We start from the raw sequence: 19,882 nt of genomic DNA on the forward strand, positions 1-19,882 counted from the left end.
CAGATTTGTTCAAAGCACTTTTGTCAGGAAACTGACAGAAGTGCTTTTTGGTCACATGGTTCAGTAGCGGGGCACACTTTTTACGACGCTCCCGGCAAACAAAAACACCCCGCAGGCTGTCCGCGGGGTGCAAGTATTATTTAGTTCAGTCCTACAGGAGCAGTGAAGTAGTTGCCCCATGCGTAGCCTTTCTGACCGTTGTACTCAACGTAGAACCAGTTGTTCTCGTTGCGTATGAAAGTTACCTCAACGCCGCCGGGGATAGTATCCAGTGTAGCGGAGCTTGAAGAAGGCTCGGGATGAAGAAGCACTGCACCTGTACAGGTTATCGTCTGTGTATCTTCATCGTCCTCGTCATCATCCTGCTTTTTTGCAGTTTTCTTCTTGGTGGACTTTTTAGAATCTTCACGTTCGGTAGCCGTTTTGGTCTCGGGTCCATGGTATTCTGTAGATGTTATAGTACCTGTAGCCAGATCACCCTTTTCTGCTCCTGTAAACAAGCTCTTCCAGAAAAGCATTATTACAACTACAACTATCAGTAACGTCAGCATTATAGCGATGATTCCCTTTACTGCTGCCGATATCTGTGCATCATTTTCCTGCTGTTTTCTTGATCTTCTCGCGCCCTGTCTGTTAGGCGAGGGACGTCTTGCGCCCTGTCTGTCCGGTCTGCCTTGCATATTATTGTGCTGGCTCTGTCTGTACTGACCGCTCTGTCCCTGCATGGGCTGGCGGGAATGATTATTTCTATACTGATTATTCTCGGGCATTTGCCTGTCTTCCTTTCAAAAAAATAGCGCATCGCGCTCTCACAAAATATTTTACCTTATTATTATAACGTTTTACAGACAAAATGTCAATTAAAATTTGGTTACAGTAAACCTTAGTATTTTCTTAATATTGAAGATATGGACCTTCCAAAGCCATATACTATATACTGCCCGAAAATTGCGCAGTATATACGTCATTAGCGCATTATCACGGTTGACTTGAAGTTCTGCGGGTGGTATAATCAGTATTGTAGTAAATATATTTTCCGCGAAAGGAATTGATCCAATGAAAAAGATCTCTGCTATTTTTACAGCGGCTGTAATGGCATTTTCGCTGGCACTTCCCGCATCTGCCGCAAAGCATGAAGACCCCGCTGTTGCTCATATAACCTACGCCGATGCCCCCGAGGGTACTGTCTACACGGATATCCTTATTAAAATGACCACCGACGACGAAAGCTACACCGATTTCACACAGCCGCCCCAGGTCTGTGAAGAGGACGCTAAAAACGGTACAGCCCTTGATATAGCAGCCGAAAGCGGCATTGCAAAGTACCATGAGGACGGATATGTCAGCCTTTCACTGCACCACAAAAAGGCGGGAGTACTTTGCATATACTCCAATGAGGAAGTGCTGAAAATGGATCCGTCCTGCGATTTCATCGACCTCAGCATCAACTACGGTGATTTCAAGGCGGCTTATATAGATGCCGAAGGAAATATCCTGGGTGTGACCTCGGCTTCTGAAACAGCCTACTCCATGGATACACCCTACGGATTCAGCACAGAGGGCGATTCCCTGACCTTTCAGCGCCACGGAGCGCACCCTCGTACCATATCAATAATGATAGCCGCAGCAGCACTGGTGCTGATATCCCTGCCAATAATCATAGGCTTCATAGTCAGCAAACGCAAAAAGCGACTGAAAGCCTCAGAGCGTGCCAAGGAAACGCAAAATGATCTGAAATAAGCTACAAACAAAAACAGCGGAAAATGTCGGGCTGTATCCTGACATTTTCCGCTATATTTTTATTTGATGATCTCAGCTTTGGTGACGTAGATAAGTTCACACGAGCCGTCGCCGGTATCTGTTCTGGTGGTGCTGCTGTTCCAGGTGAAAGTGTTTCCCTTGCTGTCAGCGGCATCAACGTCTACCAGGTAGCCTTGCAGCTTCACCCTGTCGCCGCGGCGTATTTTCAGGACTGTACGCTTTACACTTTCATCTGCGGGGATAATGTGGTTGTTCGCTGAACTGCACTCAACGTTCTCCACATCGCCCACAGGTATAAGATCATCAAGATCATCCACGTGCCACGAGTACCATCTGCCGGACTGTGACCAGTGGAAATCTATCCTGTCGTTATATTCGGCAGTTTTGCCCCAAGCCAGTGCCAGATCAACAGGTGCCAGCGCACCGCTGACTTTGGAATCGTAGCGCTTTGTGTGAACTACCAGCGCCTCGATCTCGTATCCTGCTTTAAAGGTGATATCAGCCTCGTAGCCGTTAACGAATTTCTTGGCAGAGCCCTCGGCCTCTGTCTGCACAGGTTCGCCCAAACCTTTTATACCTCTGCGCACTCCCCTGCCCTCGATGAACCTGTACACAAGCACACCGACGACAACGGTCAGCAGAGTGAGAAATATTATTTTTCCCGGCTTTATTCTTCGACCCATTTACATCATATCCTCTATCTGATAAGGAAGTTCCACCACGAATACTACACCGCCTTCAAAGGGGTTATCCACGGTGATCTTACCGTCTGCCAGATCGACTATCCTCTTTACCAGCGCCAGACCCAGTCCGTTGCCCTCTGTGGCACGTGAGCGGTCGCCCTGATAAAACTTCTCGAATATCTTGTCTTTTTTCTCTGCGGGTATCTGAGGACCGTTATCCCATACCTTGATAACTATGCCCATTTCGCCGCGGAACAGATTTACCTTTATCTGCCCGCCCTGTGGGGTGAATTTTATCGCGTTGTTGACGATGTTCTGCCATATCTGACCCATGAGATCCTCGTTACCGACATAGATTATATCCTCCAGGTCGATATCCATGTCGATATCCTTTTTAGACCACTCGGGTTCAAGCATAAGTATGATCTTGCGTATCTGCTCATCTATGCGGAAACGCTTTTTCTTTCCGATAGTGGTCTGGTTCTCCAGCCTTGTCAGGTTCAATATGTTCGATGAAAGCTTGGAAAGCCTTGATGTTTCATCAATTATTATCTGTGTATATTCATCTCTGTCTTCCATGCTGAGAGTGGGGTTCTGCAAAAGCTTCGCAAAACCCTGAATGGAAGCCAGCGGCGTTTTGAATTCGTGAGATACATTTGATATGAAGTCGCCGCGGAGTGTTTCTATGCCCGAAAGCTCCTGCGCCATCTTATTGAAGTTCCTCTGAAGAGTTCCGTACTCGTCCGAACCGTTCTCACGTACTCTTACAGAGAAATTACCTCTCGCGACTTCGGAAGTCGCCATACTCAGGTCGTGTATAGGCTGCAGCATGGTGCGTCCCACAAAGGTGGTGATTATGGTACCCAGCATTATACTGGACATGAATGCCACGATGGTAACAAGGTTCACTATCCAGAAAACATTCTCACTGTTGAAGGTACTCACACGGACGTAAACGTCGTCTATAACGGTTATCATTTCAGCGCGCGGCACTATGCCCTCGGTGCTGATATAGTATCCTGATCTGTCTATCTCTTCCTTGTGAGCCTGCAGATCCTTGTCATCTATTTCAAGTTTTGTGACATCATAGGAAGAATTATTCAACAGACTTATGATGCGCTCATAACTGTAATGCTCTTTCTGATTCTGGAGTTCTTTGGCAGAATCTGCAAAGGAAGCCATCTGTGTCGTGGCGTTTTCTTTCATAACAGGGCTGAATATCAACAGCAGCACGCTTACGGAGATACTCGCAGATATGAACATTACTATAAAGAACATCATAGCCAGCTTGAACTGCATGGTCATGCGCTGCTTGGGTGGATGTCTGACAGGTTTCAACGATGCGGGCGGGGTATACTTTATTGCTTTTTTCACTGTTTTACCGCCTTATAACCCAGTCCTCTGACTGTTACTATGGAGAAAGCCTCAGCTGTGCCATAACGTTCACGCAGACGCTTTATATGTACGTCCACCGTTCTTTCATCAACATCCTTATCCATGCCCCACAGCTCGTCCAGAAGCTGTCTGCGGGTGAATATCTTGTTTGGATAGGAGAGCAGCTTGAAAAGCAGCTTGAATTCCATCTGAGGTATGGTCTCCCCCGGCTGACCGTCAAACGCAACAGTCTGGGCATCGTAGTCCAGCACGCAGTTGCCCACTGTCATGGTGTGCTCGCTGGCAAGCTTCGACCTTTTCAGCAGAGCACCCACACGGAGTATCATCTCGTTGATATCGATAGGCTTGACCATATAGTCATCGGTGCCCGCATCGAAGCCCACCTTTTTGTCCTCGAAACTCTCCTTTGCCGTTACCATTATAATAGGCATCTGGAAATTTGCGCTCCTCAGCTGTCTGGTGAGCTCATATCCGTCCATATTGGGCATCATGATGTCTGAGATTATCAGGTCGATATTGGTCTTTTCCAGCATATCCAGAGCCTCAATGCCGTCGCTGGCAGTAAAAGGCTGATATCCGTTCTGTTTCAGGGCTGCGCTCATCAGGCGGCGCAGGCTGGCATCATCTTCAACAACAAGTATCTGGAACATTTTGATCACTTCCCTTTCATCTGAAAATTTTTCCGATTTATACAAAAATAAATTTGAGCCGCTTAAAAATTTATTTCATTCTATTATAAATTATACCCCAGTTCTCTGTTTTTTGCAAATACTTTTTTGCTCATTCACAAAATATTTACAAACAATTATTGATATTTCGGTTCATAAAAGTCGCTTCGGAGTTCACAAAGCCGCGGTAAAATTTCAGCAATTATCATTTTATTAACATGCCCCTATCACAAAATTAGATTATTTGCACTAATCAGCACAATTGAATATAGGCGATATTGTATGTAATTACAAACTTTCAGGAATTTTCAAAGCACGCCCTCAGTTCATGTTCGGTTCATATAAGAGTGTTATAGTATAGTCAAGATAAAGAAGAAGGTTCGGCGAAGCGGTAAAGCCTAGTGTCCGGCGAACCCCAACTCTATGAATTTAGATGTTTTCCCTCGCGCGATCCCCCAAGTCGCACTTCACTGAACATTAGGTTTTACCGCTTCTCTGAATAACATAAAAAATTGGTGCTTGGCAGAGCTTACAAAGCCTTGCAGGTTCTGTCAATCATCAAATCCCTTTCATAATTCTATAAGAAAATTAATGCTCATTTCACGCCGATTTAGAAGTGGGCGTTAATTTTTTGTCCAAAAAACAGCACCGTTAAAATTTAGGGTCAAAAATAGGGAAAACGTTTGAAAAAATTTTTGAAAACCACCCGAAAATTCATTCTCGGTTCATATAAGAGTGGTATCATATAGTTACAGTAAAGGAAATAACACGAAGATCCCTCCAAAATAATTCTTCGTCTTGATGTTTGGCAAGATCTGTGAAACGCCGAAATTTGCGGGTTTTGCCAAACACCAAATCCCTTTCATAATTCTATAAGAAGATTAATGCTCATTTCACGCCGAATCAAGTGAGCATTAATTTTTTTGTATTTTTGCAGACCTAACGTCTGAGCTGACGCTGCGGAGATATTTCAGAGAAAACGTTTAAGAGTTCTTGATAAAATCAAAAATTCCTTCCGAAAATTCATGCAGGGTTCATATAAGCATGGTATCATGTAAGTACAGTAAAGGAAAAGACGAGAAATTCCCTCCAAAACTTCTTTGTCTTGATGGTTGGCAGAGTCCGTAAAACGCCGAAATTTATGGGTTTTGCCAAACATCAAATCCCTTTCATAATTCTATAAGAAGATTAATGTCCATTTCACGCCGAAAAAGTGGGCATTAATTTTTTTGTATTTTGCAAAATAGTCCGCCAGAAATGATGCAGGAATGTCCGCTTAAACGTTTGAGAAAATTTCTGAAAAAAATTTTGGAAACCTCCCGAAAATTCATTCTCGGTTCACATAAGGGTGGTATTATATAGTTACAGTAAAGGAAATGACAAGAAGATCCCTCCAATTCTTCTTCATCATGATGATTGGTAAAGTCCGTAAAACGCCGAAACTTATGGGTTTTACCAATCACCAAATCCCTTTCATAATTCTATAAGAAAATTAATGCTCATTTCACGCCGAATAAAAGTGGGCATTAATTTTTTTGTCTTTTTTGGGACTGCCCTTTTTGTAATGACAAATTATTTAACTAAAACGTTTGATATTTTTTTGGAAAAATCCAAAAAAACACCCGAAAATTCATTCTCGGTTCATACAAGGGTGTTATTATGTAAGTACAGTAAAGGAAGAAACAAGAAAGTCCCTCCAAAACCTTTCTTAGGTTGCTGTTTGGCAAAGCTCATAAAACGCCGAAACTTGTGGGTTTTGCCAAACACCAAATCCCTTTCATAATTCTATAAGAAAATTAATGTCCATTTCACGCCGAAATAAGTGGGCATTAATTTTTTGCCCTAAAACAAAATAGGGTTATCCCGCTGACACACCTGACTTAACAGCGAATAAAGGAATATAATGATAGTATGGCGGTGGAAAAGATAACGTCAACATAATATATCCCTGTCGTTCCGTCATTTTAAGTGGTGTTGTAAAAAGATAGTCAGAAAACAAAACAGCCCTTTCTGCAGCTCGTCAGCAGAAAGGGCTTTATTATTGGCTATCTTCCCGAATTCAGGAGATCGTTCTTGATATCCCAGAGTTTTTTCGAGAGATCGACGTAGTAGTTATGGGGATTCTCGAATCGTGTGACTTCGTCCCAGAGAGTACCAACTTCTGCCGCCGCATACGACACGATATCGGCGTAGGCAGGCTTTTTGTAGACCAGCTTTCCGCCTGCGAATATGGGCACCAGAAGTTCGCGGGCTTCAAAATCCGTGACTGTCTTTTTCTTCCAGGTGTAATTCGGGTCAAAGAGGGTCAGGGGCTCGTTCTCGCTGATGACTTCATCGTGTACGCACAGCAGGTCGGCTATCGCCTTGTGGTTTTCCTTGTCGTAGATGCGGTAAACTTTCTTGAAATGGGGGTTGGTGATCTTGATAACATTCTCGCTTATCTTGATCTTCGGGGTGATGGTGCCGTCGGTGTCTTCAACGGCTACAAGCTTATATACTCCTCCGAAAACAGGCTCGCTGCGGGCGGTGATGAGCCTTTCACCCACGCCGAAGCCGTCAATTGCCGCCCCCTGGAATATCATATCGCGGATAATGTACTCATCCAGCGAATTTGATGCGATTATCCTGCAGTCGGGGTAGCCCGCATCGTCCAGCATTTTTCTCGCCTTTTTGGAAAGATAGGTGATATCACCCGAATCCAGCCTTACACCCACAGGACGCTTGCCAAGGGGCTTCAGAACATCGTCAAAAGCCTTTATGGCGTTGGGGATACCGCTTTTCAGGACGTTGAAAGTATCCACCAGCAGCACTGTGCTGTCGGGATAGCACTTGCAGTACGCCGCAAAAGCATCGTATTCGCTGTCAAACATCTGCACCCATGAATGCGCCATGGTACCCGTTGCGGGAAAGCCGAAAAGCTGGTCGGTTATGGTGCAGGCAGTATTCTTCACGCCGCCGATGCCCGCAGCCCTTGCGCCGAGTATTGCCGCATCCGCGCCGTGGGCACGCCTTGAACCGAATTCGCTGACCGCCCTGCCCTGAGCCGCCCTGGCTATGCGGTTCGCCTTAGTCGCTATCAGTGACTGGTGATTTATGCACAGCAGCAGATAAGTTTCAATAAGCTGAGCCTGAATTGCGGGGGCGCGTACCGTGATTATGGGCTCATTCGGGAATATTACAGTTCCCTCAGGTACAGCCCATACGTCGCCTGTAAATTTGAAGTCTGCCAGATATTTCAAAAATTCCTCGCTGAATACGCCCTTGCCGTGCAGGTAGCTGATATCTTCCGCAGAAAAATGCAGGTCTTCGATGTAGTCGATAATCTGTTCAAGTCCGCAGGCAACAGCGAAGCCGCCTTCGTCTGGTACTCTTCGGAAAAACAGGTCAAAGTAAGCTATCTTGCTGTCCATTCCGCTGAGGAGGTAGCCGTTGCCCATTGTCAGCTCGTAGAAGTCACAGAGCATGGTGTAATTCAGTTCGGTCATTTTAATCTTCCTTTCCGTTTAGGATAGTATTTTTGCGGCAGCTTGGCGCTGTCTACAATAAGGATACCACAGCGGGGATGTAATGTCAAGGAAAAAAAGCGCGAGAAAAGCAAACTAGCGGAAACTGCCAAGGAAGAGAGCTTTGGGTCAAGCCTTTCGCGAAAGGCTTGCGGGAGTTTGAGGGCAGAGCCCTCAATCACCAAGGCGCAAATCCAAAATGCATAGCGAACTATAAGCGCATAGCAAACTTGCGCCCATGTCAAAAAAGGCGCGGCACGCGGTCGACGCAGTCACCGCTACAAAAATACGAGCGTGGACAATACAAACGTCCACGCTCTTTCCATCTGCGTAAATATATTGCCGCGCCCGAAATCAACGGCGATAGCTCGTTGATTTCTCGACCCGAGGAACGAGGGGCGAAAGCTCGCAAACTTCCGACCATAGCAAAACCAATGACTATATCGGCAAAACCCGTTTTTATGGGCGTTAGGACATCCATTTTAAACACTACAGAGTGCGGTTTGCTTATCCATACGTACTGCGGTATCAAAGATCGCCCCTTGCGGGGCGACCTGTCAAAGACGCTTCGCTGTTTGACAGCGGGCGCGGCAATAATATACGGACAAAGTTTGAGCGTGTGCATACGGTCGCATACGCTCGGAATTTTTGGTATTGCCGCGCCTTATTTGGTCAGAAGTACCCTGTTCTATTTACAGCTTTGTTGCCGCGTCGCTTTTGCGCCTTGACCGAGAGGCTCTGCCTCTCGAGCTCTCTGCAAGCTTTTCGCGAAAAGCTTGAGCAAAAGCTCTCTTACTTGGCAGTTTTACGCTAGTTTGCTTTTTCTGCCAGTTCGGGTATTACAAATTCTTCATCTACCACAAGTATCTTTTTACCCTTTGCATGTGCCGCTATCCTGGTGATATCAGTGATATTCAAAACACCGTCACGTTTAACATCAGCAAGATCGAACTGCACTTCGTCAGCAGGTGTACGCTTGCCCTTTATAAATGCGGCAGCTATCGAAATATCAGTAACATTTATCTTGCCGTCACGGTTGATATCACCGTACCTGTATATCTTAACTTCTGCCATGGTGACTGTACTTCCTGCTGTCAGCCTTGTCTTTACAGGTCTGCAGGAATATCCAATCACCCATACCACGTATTCGCCCTCGGGTAGGTCGGCATACACAGTGCCGTCGGAAGAAACATTTTCCTTTATGACCTCGCCGCTGCTGCCTATAAATACTGCCTGAGTCCTGCTGTCACCGCCCTTTATCGCCAGAGCGCTGTTGCAGTCTATCTCAATAACATCATCGCGATGCTCGGGACCTTTGTATTCTTCGGTAGAAACTATATTGAAATCCATCTCGGCTGTACCGCAGTAATTGCCGATCCCGCGTACAGTTATCACAGCTTTTCCTACGCTGACATTGTTCTTGTAGGATACCGTATAGTCCTTGCCCTCTGCCATTGCCGCACCGGAAACAGGGCTTCTCAGCCGGAAATTGATCTTGATGGGCTTGCCTGTATATCTGACATCTTCTATATTTTCCATACTCCAGGGATATCCGATATCGGCAGCTTCTATCTTAAAGGTATATTTTCTTGTTCCCAGATAATCACCCATGCCGGTTATGGTAATATTGCCTGTGCCGACATCTGTGTTGTTGGTATATTCTACAGTATAATCCTTGTTCTTCTGAAGAGTATAAGTACCATCTTTTATTGTTATCTTAGGCTCTATCGCCGCACCCGTATATACAAGAACATCGGTCTTCACTGTAATATCCAGCTTGCTGATCTGCACGGGTTCGCCTCTTACTATCCTGAAATCAACGGTCTTTGTTCCGCTGAAATAGCCCTTGCCTTTTATTGTCAGCTGAGCTGTACCAACAGCCGCATTGTTCTTATAGCTGACGGTATAATCCGTACCCTCGGTCAGGCGCTTTCCGCTTGAATATACATTTATCTTAGGCTGAACTGCGCTGCCTGAAAAGATATATCTGTCTTCAGCGAACTTTATCTCAGCCGCCGCCACCGATGTTGCGGGCATTACCTCGCCATCTAATCTTTTATGACATTTGCTGCATTCCTTATAGCGGTAGCCCGCTTCTGTTGCGGTAGGGGCTCTTTCAACTATCCACTGGCTGCGTGTGTGCTTGTGTGTTATGGTGACTTTGCAGTATACATCATTAAAGAAAGTTTCGCTTGTGCCTGCATAAAGGTGCAGAACGCCTTCCTTTTTGGGTATCATATAGATGTTTCCGCCTGACTGGATCATATTGACATAATCGCGAAGCTTTCCGCCGCTCTCGCAGCTGCTCCATATACGGTAGCCGCCTGTTATCAGGGGATGGTCATAGCCCTTTATCAGCAGAGGTTCGCCTATCTCGATCTCATAATTATCCTCGGGGAATCCGACAGCATAATCCTTCTCGTCCAGAAGATCGAAAAAATTTATCCTGTAGCTGATGGGTCTTTCCTTGCCGTTCTTATCGTATATACCTGTTATCTTTATGTCAACAACATCATTCTTTGGCAGCAAGCCGGGATTGAATATTATACAGTTGTTGTTGGAAGTTATATTGGCATCGCTGACACCAAAATAGCCGATCAGCTGTGAAGAATCGCCGTTAGAATTCTTATCGAAGGTCATTGTCTTGCCTGTAAGCTTGGAAGTCAGTGTGACCTTGACCTTATCCCGCTTGGGCGCAGCATAGGTTTTTGAGTTGAGGGTAACGGAATATGCATAGCCGTTCTTATCGCTGCCCATAAACTCATTAGGCATATTTGCAGGCGGCCACGCGATATAATCCCCCGTGAATTTATCCTTGCGGGTCTTGTCCTTTACGTACATAGCAGTGCAGTCGTATACATTGCCTAGCCCTGTTTTCTGCATATCGGGATTAAGTATCCAGCGCCTGTGACCAAGCTTTGATATATTGCTCTCATCGGTATCGAACATATAACCCTCTACTACCGATGCCTGGATATTCAGATAGCCCTTGCCGATATTAGAATCGCCTGAGCCCTGCTTTGCCAGCGCAAATACCTCGTCGCTCATAACTGCGGGCTTGGTGGGGGTATGGGTCAGCGCCTGATTGATGTAGATGACCAGACTTGCGTTCTGCGCAAGTACGTTATAGCTTTCTTCAAGCTCCACATCATAGGGCAGACCTGCCAGATATCGGCAGAAGTTAACAGAATCAAGTCCGTCCTCGAGAGTATCCTGTTCAAGCTTGCCTGCATACGTGGGATATTCTGTAGAATAGTTTTCGCTGTACTCGGGAGCATCATGGAGATCGAAGTACAATTTCTGATACATTTTTCTTATCTCGGACTGAGTATGCTTTTCAAGTTCATAAGCTTCTGCACAAACCACAGCTGACATTGCTGCTGCCAATGCTATTGCTGCTGTTGTCAGACTTCTGATTATCCTCTTATTCATTACTATCCTCCTCACACCCATCGGAACCTCGTTGGTTAATTTGTTAATACTTATAAATTATTTCGTTATGTTTAATATGTTTCTTTCATTAAATCAATTATAGCATACTTTTGATAAAATTTCAACAAGGTAATTGAACTGAAATTCAGGAAGATTATTTGTTTATATTCAACAATACAGCATATAAAAAACCGAACAAACATACAATTAATGTTCGTTCGGCAAAAAAGTCCGTATAAAACAAAACCAAGCTCAGAGGTCCTTGGCCAAAACCTTTGAGCTTGATCTTGTTGTTTTTTATAAAGTCGGGTTAAAAGTGGTAATGTCAAAATTAAGTTCGATACCGAGTGTTTTGTGTTCTCTGTATCTTATGTATGTATTATATACCATTTTGACCCGACGCACATCACCCAAAGTGACTAGATGATTGTAAACGTTTTGTTAACAAGTGAATCTTCTAACAAATATTTATTATGGCTATCCATTTACCCACACTTCAAAAATGCCAGATCGAAATGGATATATCATACTGGCGGTTTCTATTCCCCGCCTGCGGCGGGGAATAGAAACCTACCAAACTTTCGTTATATTCCTTTAAGTGCGGCGTGTCAGCGAAAAAAACATATACGTCATTTCAGTTTCCTGCGGTTGAGCTTCTCGATATAGTCCCTGACAGCCCTTTCAGAGGCTTCAACATCGTGTTTCAGGTCGCTGGCGGACATTCTCCTCGCCCCAGAGCCCATGATTATCACCTGTTCAAGCCCATCGGAAGTCGCCACCGTGACACGATGCTCCTTAGCCAGCTGATGAGCCGTGCGCTCGATGTAGGTGTCGGCGGTCTCAGCTTCTTTGGTATACACAACGCTGACGCTTCCCGCCTTGTCGATATGCTCGGGCTCTTTCACGCGGTAGGCATCAAAAACTATTATGAGCTCACAGCCCCGACACCCCTGAAAACTGCTGAGGCGGTTTATCAGCGTACTTCTGGCAAGGTCGAGATTTTCAGCCGCCAGCTTTTTCAGGTCGTCCCATGCGAATATAATATTGTAGCCGTCAACCAGCAGATATTCGGGACCCGTTGGGACAGGTCTGGGCTTGGACTTGGTCTTCACAACTTCCTTGGGAGTACGCATAGCGTCCCGCTTTTTGCGGTTTATGGAGCCGTATGTGCGCTCGAATATGGCCATGAGCTCCTCGTCCTCAACGGCACGGCGTACAAAATCTGCCGCGCGGGTGCGGACTTCCTCAGCCTGCTGATACTGCCGCCTGCCTGTTTCGGGGCTGACGTGCATAAGCTCGTCGGCTTCATTCCAGGGCACAACGTGACCCGCCCCATGGGAACAGAATACGGAATCTGCGTAGTTATGGGTGTCCTTGTCGGGGTCATAGCCTATCTCGGCGATGACTTCATCAGCATCAAGACAGACATCATAGCCCGCCGCCCGACAGCTCAGCCTGCCCAGGCCCTTGGTATAGCCCGCCACCTCGGTGTGATAGAACCGAAGTTTCGACACGGGAGCGGTACCCGTCAGCACCGCCGTTTCGCCGTCGGTCTCAGGCGGCTCGGCATGAGCGCCCATGCGGTCAAGGTCGGTGAGAGCTCTGCCCACGTTTGCGGCGGGTATCTCCAGCCGATATGCGTACCAGGGTTCAAGCAGTATGCTTTTCGCCTTGCGCAGACCCTGCCTTACAGCGCGGTAAGTCGCCTGACGGAAATCACCGCCCTCGGTGTGTTTCAGATGCGCCCGCCCCGCCGTCAGGGTTATGCGCATATCGGTTATGGGCGAGCAGGTCAGCACGCCGCGGTGGGTCTTTTCTTTCAGGTGGGTCAGGATAAGTCTCTGCCAGTTGCGGCTGAGGATATCCTCGCTGCAATCGCTGTCAAATTCAAGACCGCTGCCTCGGGGCAGTGGCTCAAGGCGGAGATGGACTTCCGCATAGTGGCGCAGTGGCTCAAAGTGACCCGCGCCGTCAACAGGCTCGGCGATAGTCTCGCGGTAGGCTATCCGTCCCTCACCCAGCTCTATCTCCATTCCAAAACGCTCGCTGACGATGCGTTTCAGCACTTCCGCCTGAACTTCACCCATCAGCGCCGCCGTCACCTCGTGAAGCTGCTCGTTATAGTTCACCGCCATGGTGGGGTCTTCGTCTTCGAGGATACGCAGTCTGCTGAGTAGAGTGTGCTCGTCAACTTCCTTTGGTGCAATAACGCGGTAGGTCAGCACAGGTTCAAGTATCTGCTCGGTATCGGTAGGCTCAAACCCAAGACCCTGACCCGCAAAAGTCGCCGTAAGTGCGGGAACAGCGCAAACTTCACCCTGAACCACGACTTCGGCGTTGCGGGCTTTTTCACCGCTGTAGACCCTTATCCTGCCCACCTTTTCGCTGACTTCCTCGCCCTCGCGGTCGGTGTAGGTCAGCACATCACGGACGGCAAGGCTGCCGCCTGTGATCTTCATATGGGTGAGCCTTGCGCCGCCCTCCTCGGTAATTTTGTAAACTTTCGCGCCGAATTCGGCATTTTCTTCGGGCAGAGGGATATACTTTGAAATGCAGTCAAGCAGGGCTTCGATGCCCTCCAATCTCAGGGCTGAACCAAAGCTCACGGGTATCAGACGTCTCTGTGCTATGGCAGATATCATGCTGCTGTCCGAAATTTCGCCCTTTTCTAGATACTCTTCCATCATCTCCTCTGTGCAGAGGGACAGCGCTTCCGTCAGTTCATCGGCGGGCTGTGCGAAAGAAACGCACCTGTCCCCCATGGCGGCAGTCACTGAATTCATGACGAAATCCTTTCGCGCACCGTCCATGTCCATTTTGTTGACGAAGATGAAAGTGGGGATATCGTACCTTTCCAGCAGCCGTGCCAGAGTTTTCGTGTGTGGCTGAACGCCGTCAGTGCCGCTTATAACCAGTATAGCCGCATCTATCACACGGAGAGTTCGCTCGGTTTCACCCGAAAAATCAACGTGCCCCGGAGTATCCAGCAGAGTGAATCCCACACCGCCGTACTCAAAGACCGCCTGCTTTGAGAATATTGTTATACCCCTATCACGTTCGATAGGGTTATTATCAAGGAATGCGTCCTTGTGATCCACACGACCCAACTTGCGTATCGCCCCGCTTTTATACAGCATAGCCTCCGAAAGCGTAGTCTTGCCCGAGTCAACGTGCGCAAGTATTCCTATTACTGCTTTTCTGTTCATATCGTTATACCAACCTTGTCTTTCCATATCACGTTCTCTTATGCCGCAAACAAAAATTTATCCCACGAACTGCGGGTGTTATTGAGGAAGACCCTTTTGAAAAAGGGTCCTCCTCAAACTCCTCCCCGAAAACTTTTAACTCTTTTTGGCAGGGGGCAGACTTTTTATTAAAGAATCGCAAACAGGTGAACTTTGCTATTCTTATAAGGATAGCTGCCCCCTGCCAAAAAGAAATAGAAGTCTTTGGAAAGGGGTCTGGGGAATAACCTTTCTTCAGAAAGGTTTTCCCCAGTAAAATCCGCAGTCCTTGGGATAAATTTTTGTTTATGGCAGAAGACAACGGGATACGGAAGATTATGATATTATTATAGCATAAAAAGCAAAGTATTACAAGACAAAAAAAGACCGAGTCAAATGACTCGGTCTTCAGAAAAGCTTGTTAAGCTAAAAATTATTCGTTGATAGCAGTAACAACGCCGGAACCTACGGTTCTACCACCCTCACGGATAGCGAAACGCAGACCTTCCTCGATAGCGATAGGAGTGATCAGCTCAACATCCATAGTTACGTTATCGCCGGGCATGCACATCTCCTTGTCAGCAGGCAGAGTGATGATACCGGTAACGTCAGTTGTTCTGAAATAGAACTGAGGTCTGTAGTTGTTGAAGAAAGGAGTATGACGGCCGCCCTCTTCCTTCTTCAGAACGTAAACCTGACCGCTGAACTTAGTGTGGGGGTGAATGGAGCCGGGCTTACAAAGAACCTGACCTCTTTCAACCTGATCTCTTGTGATACCACGGAGCAGAGCGCCGATGTTATCACCAGCCATAGCGGAATCCAGAGTCTTTCTGAACATCTCGATACCGGTTACAACTGTGGACTGCTTCTCATCAGACAGACCAACGATCTCAACGGTCTCACCAGTGTTCAGAACACCTCTCTCAACTCTACCTGTAACAACGGTACCACGGCCGGAGATGGTCATAGTATCCTCAACAGGCATCAGGAAAGGCTTAGCGTCGTCTCTCTCAGGAGTAGGAATGTACTCGTCAACAGCGTCCATCAGCTTGATGATAGGCTCATAAGCAGGATTGCTCAGGTCATCGGGAGCTTCAAGAGCAGCCAGAGCAGAACCAACGATGATAGGAGTATCATCGCCAGGGAAATCATAAGAGCTCAGCAGATCTCTGATATCCATCTCAACGAGTTCGAGCAGCTCAGGATCGTCAACCTGGTCAGCCTTGTTCATGAATACAACGATTGCAGGAACGCCAACCTGACGAGCCAGCAGGATGTGCTCTCTTGTCTGAGCCATAGGGCCATCAGAAGCAGCACAAACCAGGATAGCGCCGTCCATCTGAGCAGCACCTGTGATCATGTTCTTAACGTAGTCAGCGTGGCCGGGGCAGTCAACGTGAGCATAGTGTCTCTTATCAGTCTCATACTCAACGTGAGCGGTATTGATTGTAATACCTCTCTCTCTCTCCTCGGGAGCCTTATCGATCATGTCATAAGCCTCAAACTTAGCCTGACCCTTCATAGCCAGTGTCTTGGTGATAGCAGCTGTCAGGGTAGTCTTACCGTGGTCAACGTGACCGATGGTACCAATGTTAACGTGGGGCTTGGTTCTTTCAAAATGTGCCTTTGCCATAGGAATTTTCCTCCTTAAAATAAAATTTTATACTTCGTTCAGACGCAGCGTTCAGGTATACTGAACGCTCATCTGACATACCGTAGTATTATTATACCAAATAATTAACCATTTTGCAAGGGTTTTGCAAAATATTTTTGCTAAAAATTAGTCTTTAGCTCTGGAAGTCATGATCTTGTCAGCGATGGACTTCGGTACCTGAGTATAGCTGTGTGGTTCCATAGCATACTGACCACGGCCCTGAGTCTTAGATCTCAGGTCGTTGGAGTAACCGAACATCTCAGACAGAGGAACAAGAGCGTCAACCTGAACAGCACCTGTTCTCTGCTCCTGACCGAGGATCTGACCACGTCTGGAGTTCAGGTCGCCGATAACAGTACCCAGATAATCATCGGGAGCTATTACGGATACCTTCATGATAGGCTCAAGGATTATAGGAGAAGCCTTCTTCATAGCCTCCTTGAATGCCATAGAACCTGCGATCTTGAACGCCATTTCAGAGGAGTCAACTTCGTGGTAAGAACCGTCATACAGCTCAACCTTGCAGTCAACAACCTGGAAGCCAGCGAGTACGCCGCTCTCCATAGCGCCCTTGATACCTGCGTCAACAGCAGGGATGTACTCCTTGGGGATAGAACCGCCGACTACCTTGTTTACGAACTCGTAGCCTGCACCGCTCTCGTTGGGGAATACATTGATCTTAACGTGACCGTACTGACCCTTACCACCTGACTGCTTAGCGTACTTGTAGTCAACGTTAGCTTCCTTAGTGATGGTCTCCTTATAGGATACCTGAGGAGCACCTACGTTAGCCTCAACCTTGAACTCTCTCAGCAGTCTGTCAACGATGATCTCCAGGTGGAGCTCACCCATACCTGCGATAATGGTCTGACCTGTCTCTTCAGAAGTATAAGTTCTGAATGTGGGGTCTTCTTCTGCCAGCTTAGCCAGCGCGATACCCATCTTCTCCTGACCTGCCTTAGTCTTAGGCTCGATAGCCAGCTGGATAACAGGCTCAGGGAATTCCATGGATTCCAGAATAACAGGGTTCTTCTCGTCGCAGAGAGTATCACCTGTTGTAGTATTCTTCAGACCGATAGCTGCACCGATATCACCAGCGTAGATGGTATCGATATCCTTTCTGTCGTTGGAGTGCATCTGAACGATACGTCCGATTCTCTCGTCCTTGTCCTTGGTGGAGTTGTAAACGGTAGAACCAGCGCTCAGTACGCCGGAGTATACTCTGAAGTATGCCAGCTTACCAACGAAGGGGTCAGTAGCGATCTTGAATGCGAGAGCAGCGAAAGGCTGATCATCGCCGGAAATTCTTTCGCACTCCTCACCTGTATCAGGGTTTGTACCCTTGATGTGAGGAACGTCGATAGGAGAAGGCATATAGTCAACGATAGCATCGAGCAGCTTCTGAACGCCCTTGTTCTTGTAGGAAGTACCGCAAGTAACAGGAACCATTGTGTTGTCGATGGTAGAACGTCTGATTACCTTCTTCATCTCATCGATAGTGATCTCCTCATCAGCGAAGAACTTCTCTGCGAGGTCATCATCTACCTCAGCAAGGTGCTCGATCAGGTCAGCTCTGTACTGCTCTGCCTTCTCCTGCATATCAGCGGGGATGTCCTCGCATCTGATATCCTTGCCCAGATCATCGTAATAGATATAAGCCTTCATTTCAAGCAGGTCGATGATACCCTTGAAATCTTCCTCAGCGCCGATAGGCAGCTGGATCGGAACGGCGTTGCACTGAAGTCTCTCGTGGAGCATATTCAGTACGTTATAGAAGTCAGCACCCATGATATCCATCTTGTTGACGTATACCATACGAGGTACCTTATAGTTGTCAGCCTGTCTCCAAACAGTCTCGGTCTGGGGCTCAACGCCGCCCTTTGCACAAAGAACGGTAACGGAGCCGTCGAGGACTCTCAGAGATCTTTCAACTTCAACGGTGAAGTCAACGTGGCCGGGAGTATCTATAATGTTGAGTCTGTGACCCTTCCAGTAGCAAGTAGTAGCAGCAGAGGTGATAGTGATACCTCTCTCCTTCTCCTGTGCCATCCAGTCCATTGTAGATGCACCGTCGTGTGTTTCACCGATCTTATAGTTAACACCGGTATAGAACAGGATACGCTCAGTAGTAGTTGTCTTACCGGCGTCGATGTGTGCCATGATACCGATATTGCGGTAATCCTGGAGCTTAGTTTCTCTAGCCATGATATATCCTCCTCTATACTCTTACCATCTGTAATGAGCGAAAGCCTTGTTAGCTTCAGCCATCTTGTGTGTGTCGTCACGCTTCTTGCATGAACCGCCCACACCGTTAAGAGCGTCGAGGATCTCAGCTGCGAGCTTTTCCTTCATTGTATCCTCGTGTCTTTCACGAGAATACTTAGTGATCCATCTCAGACCGAGTGTCTGACGTCTGTCAGGTCTAACCTCCATGGGGACCTGATAGGTAGCACCGCCGACACGGCGAGCCTTTACCTCCAGCTCAGGCATGATATTGTTCATAGCCTCCTCGAATACTTCGAGAGCAGGACGGCCTGTCTTTTCCTCTACGATCTCGAATGCTCCGTAAACGATCTTCTGGGCAACACCCTTCTTACCGTCGAGCATGATGTTGTTTACCAGACGTGTAACCAGCTTGCTGTTGTATACAGGATCCTGGAGTACGTCTCTCTTGGTAACTCTACCTCTTCTTGGCACTTTAATTCCCTCCTTCACAAATAATGAATTCATAGGTACTCGCTCTGTGACCAGACCTTGCGACCCGTCACAGCCCCGTCAGTTCCATGCAGAGTTACCGATATATATCAATCACTCCACAAAAACTGTGGTCTCCGCTTTTACGCGGCAATGAGTTGTTCCATAAATTTTGAGCGGGATAATTCCCGTAGTTTCCGCAAGCTTATATTAAGCTTACTTAGCAGCGCCTGCCTTAGGCTTCTTAGCGCCGTACTTGGATCTAGCCTGCATTCTCTTAGCAACGCCCTGTGCATCAAGAGTACCGCGGATGATGTGGTATCTTACACCAGGGAGGTCCTTAACTCTTCCGCCTCTGATAAGAACAACAGAGTGCTCCTGAAGGTTATGACCGATGCCGGGGATGTATGCAGTTACCTCGTAGCCATTGGTCAGCTTTACTCTGGCTACCTTTCTCATTGCGGAGTTAGGCTTCTTAGGAGTAGCTGTTCTAACAACTGTGCATACGCCTCTCTTCTGAGGACAGCTCTGATCGATTACTCTCTTCTTCTTGGCATTGAAGCCCTTCTGAAGTGCAGGAGCTGTAGACTTGTCTGCAAGTACGTTTCTGCCCTTTCTTACTAACTGGTTAAAGGTTGGCATGGTTTCTCTCCTTTCATCAAATAGTTACACTGACCCTATTGTCAGCGTACTCGACTATTATACATTACTTTTCCCGATATGTCAAGCAGTTTAAAATATTTTTTACACTTCACACAAAACGCTCTGTTCTATTCGGTCGGTACTCATATAGAAGTCATAAGCACTTGCAGTTCTGATGTACTGCGACACTCTCAAATCGGACTTTGCCCTGCAAGCTTTCGTCCCT

Annotated in this window: 12 protein-coding genes; 1 reads left to right on the top strand and 11 read right to left on the bottom strand. The window is 47.1% G+C overall.

Going from position 1 to position 19,882, the window contains the following annotated elements; genetic code table 11:
- Positions 1–140: 140 nt before the first annotated feature.
- Positions 141–770, bottom strand: a complete 630-nt coding sequence (locus BMY75_RS04390) for an SH3 domain-containing protein (protein ID WP_074830296.1) — start codon at positions 768–770, stop codon at positions 141–143.
- 286 nt (positions 771–1,056) lie between these two features.
- Here BMY75_RS04390 and BMY75_RS04395 point away from each other — a divergent pair, with 286 nt between their 5' ends.
- The gene (locus BMY75_RS04395) at positions 1,057–1,740 is read left to right on the top strand and encodes a hypothetical protein (RefSeq protein WP_074830299.1); all 684 of its coding nucleotides are present in this window, start codon (positions 1,057–1,059) and stop codon (positions 1,738–1,740) included.
- A gap of 59 nt (positions 1,741–1,799) precedes the next feature.
- On the opposite strand, the gene BMY75_RS04400 is transcribed toward BMY75_RS04395, so the two are convergent.
- The 10 genes from BMY75_RS04400 to rpsL form a co-directional block, all read right to left on the bottom strand.
- The gene (locus BMY75_RS04400) at positions 1,800–2,444 is read right to left on the bottom strand and encodes a hypothetical protein (RefSeq protein WP_074830303.1); all 645 of its coding nucleotides are present in this window, start codon (positions 2,442–2,444) and stop codon (positions 1,800–1,802) included.
- Positions 2,445–3,818, bottom strand: coding sequence for a HAMP domain-containing sensor histidine kinase (locus BMY75_RS04405; protein ID WP_081350441.1), 1,374 nt, complete (start codon positions 3,816–3,818; stop codon positions 2,445–2,447).
- Positions 3,815–4,489, bottom strand: a complete 675-nt coding sequence (locus BMY75_RS04410) for a response regulator transcription factor (protein ID WP_024858540.1) — start codon at positions 4,487–4,489, stop codon at positions 3,815–3,817. The genes BMY75_RS04405 and BMY75_RS04410 overlap by 4 nt, the downstream gene beginning before the upstream one ends.
- A 2,063-nt stretch (positions 4,490–6,552) precedes the next feature.
- Entirely contained in the window at positions 6,553–7,992 is a 1,440-nt protein-coding gene (locus BMY75_RS04415; protein ID WP_074830308.1) for a nicotinate phosphoribosyltransferase, read from the bottom strand.
- An 828-nt stretch (positions 7,993–8,820) separates the two neighbouring features.
- Positions 8,821–11,442 carry a dockerin type I domain-containing protein gene (locus BMY75_RS04420; RefSeq protein WP_074830311.1) on the bottom strand — a complete coding sequence of 874 codons (2,622 nt, stop codon included), beginning with the start codon at positions 11,440–11,442 and terminating at the stop codon, positions 8,821–8,823.
- Between the two features lie 629 nt (positions 11,443–12,071).
- Positions 12,072–14,648 (bottom strand): NYN domain-containing protein, encoded by a 2,577-nt coding sequence (locus BMY75_RS04425; RefSeq protein ID WP_074831076.1) that lies wholly within the window; start codon positions 14,646–14,648, stop codon positions 12,072–12,074.
- Positions 14,649–15,099: 451 nt separating this feature from the next.
- A complete protein-coding gene (gene tuf / locus BMY75_RS04430; protein WP_074830314.1) occupies positions 15,100–16,299 on the bottom strand; it encodes an elongation factor Tu in 1,200 nt (399 codons plus the stop codon).
- A 147-nt stretch (positions 16,300–16,446) separates the two neighbouring features.
- Positions 16,447–18,525: an elongation factor G gene (fusA, locus tag BMY75_RS04435; RefSeq protein WP_074830318.1), complete on the bottom strand. Its 2,079-nt coding sequence runs from the start codon at positions 18,523–18,525 to the stop codon at positions 16,447–16,449.
- Positions 18,526–18,546: 21 nt separating this feature from the next.
- Positions 18,547–19,017 (bottom strand): 30S ribosomal protein S7, encoded by a 471-nt coding sequence (rpsG, locus tag BMY75_RS04440; protein WP_002853108.1) that lies wholly within the window; start codon positions 19,015–19,017, stop codon positions 18,547–18,549.
- 213 nt (positions 19,018–19,230) lie between these two features.
- On the bottom strand, positions 19,231–19,656 hold the full coding sequence (gene rpsL / locus BMY75_RS04445; protein ID WP_002852924.1) for a 30S ribosomal protein S12: 426 nt from the start codon (positions 19,654–19,656) through the stop codon (positions 19,231–19,233).
- Positions 19,657–19,882: the final 226 nt, after the last annotated feature.

The sequence above is a fragment of the Hominimerdicola alba genome (assembly GCF_900109655.1).
In the GTDB taxonomy this organism is placed as follows: domain Bacteria; phylum Bacillota; class Clostridia; order Oscillospirales; family Ruminococcaceae; genus Hominimerdicola; species Hominimerdicola alba_B.

Excerpts from the sequence above, each read along its gene's own strand:
- BMY75_RS04415 (WP_074830308.1), bottom strand. The coding sequence starts at position 7,992 with ATGACCGAACTGAATTACACCATGCTCTGTGACTTCTACGAGCTGACA.
- fusA (WP_074830318.1), bottom strand. The coding sequence starts at position 18,525 with ATGGCTAGAGAAACTAAGCTCCAGGATTACCGCAATATCGGTATCATG.
- BMY75_RS04425 (WP_074831076.1), bottom strand. The coding sequence starts at position 14,648 with ATGAACAGAAAAGCAGTAATAGGAATACTTGCGCACGTTGACTCGGGC.
- tuf (WP_074830314.1), bottom strand. The coding sequence starts at position 16,299 with ATGGCAAAGGCACATTTTGAAAGAACCAAGCCCCACGTTAACATTGGT.
- BMY75_RS04395 (WP_074830299.1), top strand. The coding sequence starts at position 1,057 with ATGAAAAAGATCTCTGCTATTTTTACAGCGGCTGTAATGGCATTTTCG.
- BMY75_RS04400 (WP_074830303.1), bottom strand. The coding sequence starts at position 2,444 with ATGGGTCGAAGAATAAAGCCGGGAAAAATAATATTTCTCACTCTGCTG.
- BMY75_RS04390 (WP_074830296.1), bottom strand. The coding sequence starts at position 770 with ATGCCCGAGAATAATCAGTATAGAAATAATCATTCCCGCCAGCCCATG.
- rpsL (WP_002852924.1), bottom strand. The coding sequence starts at position 19,656 with ATGCCAACCTTTAACCAGTTAGTAAGAAAGGGCAGAAACGTACTTGCA.
- BMY75_RS04410 (WP_024858540.1), bottom strand. The coding sequence starts at position 4,489 with ATGTTCCAGATACTTGTTGTTGAAGATGATGCCAGCCTGCGCCGCCTG.
- BMY75_RS04420 (WP_074830311.1), bottom strand. The coding sequence starts at position 11,442 with ATGAATAAGAGGATAATCAGAAGTCTGACAACAGCAGCAATAGCATTG.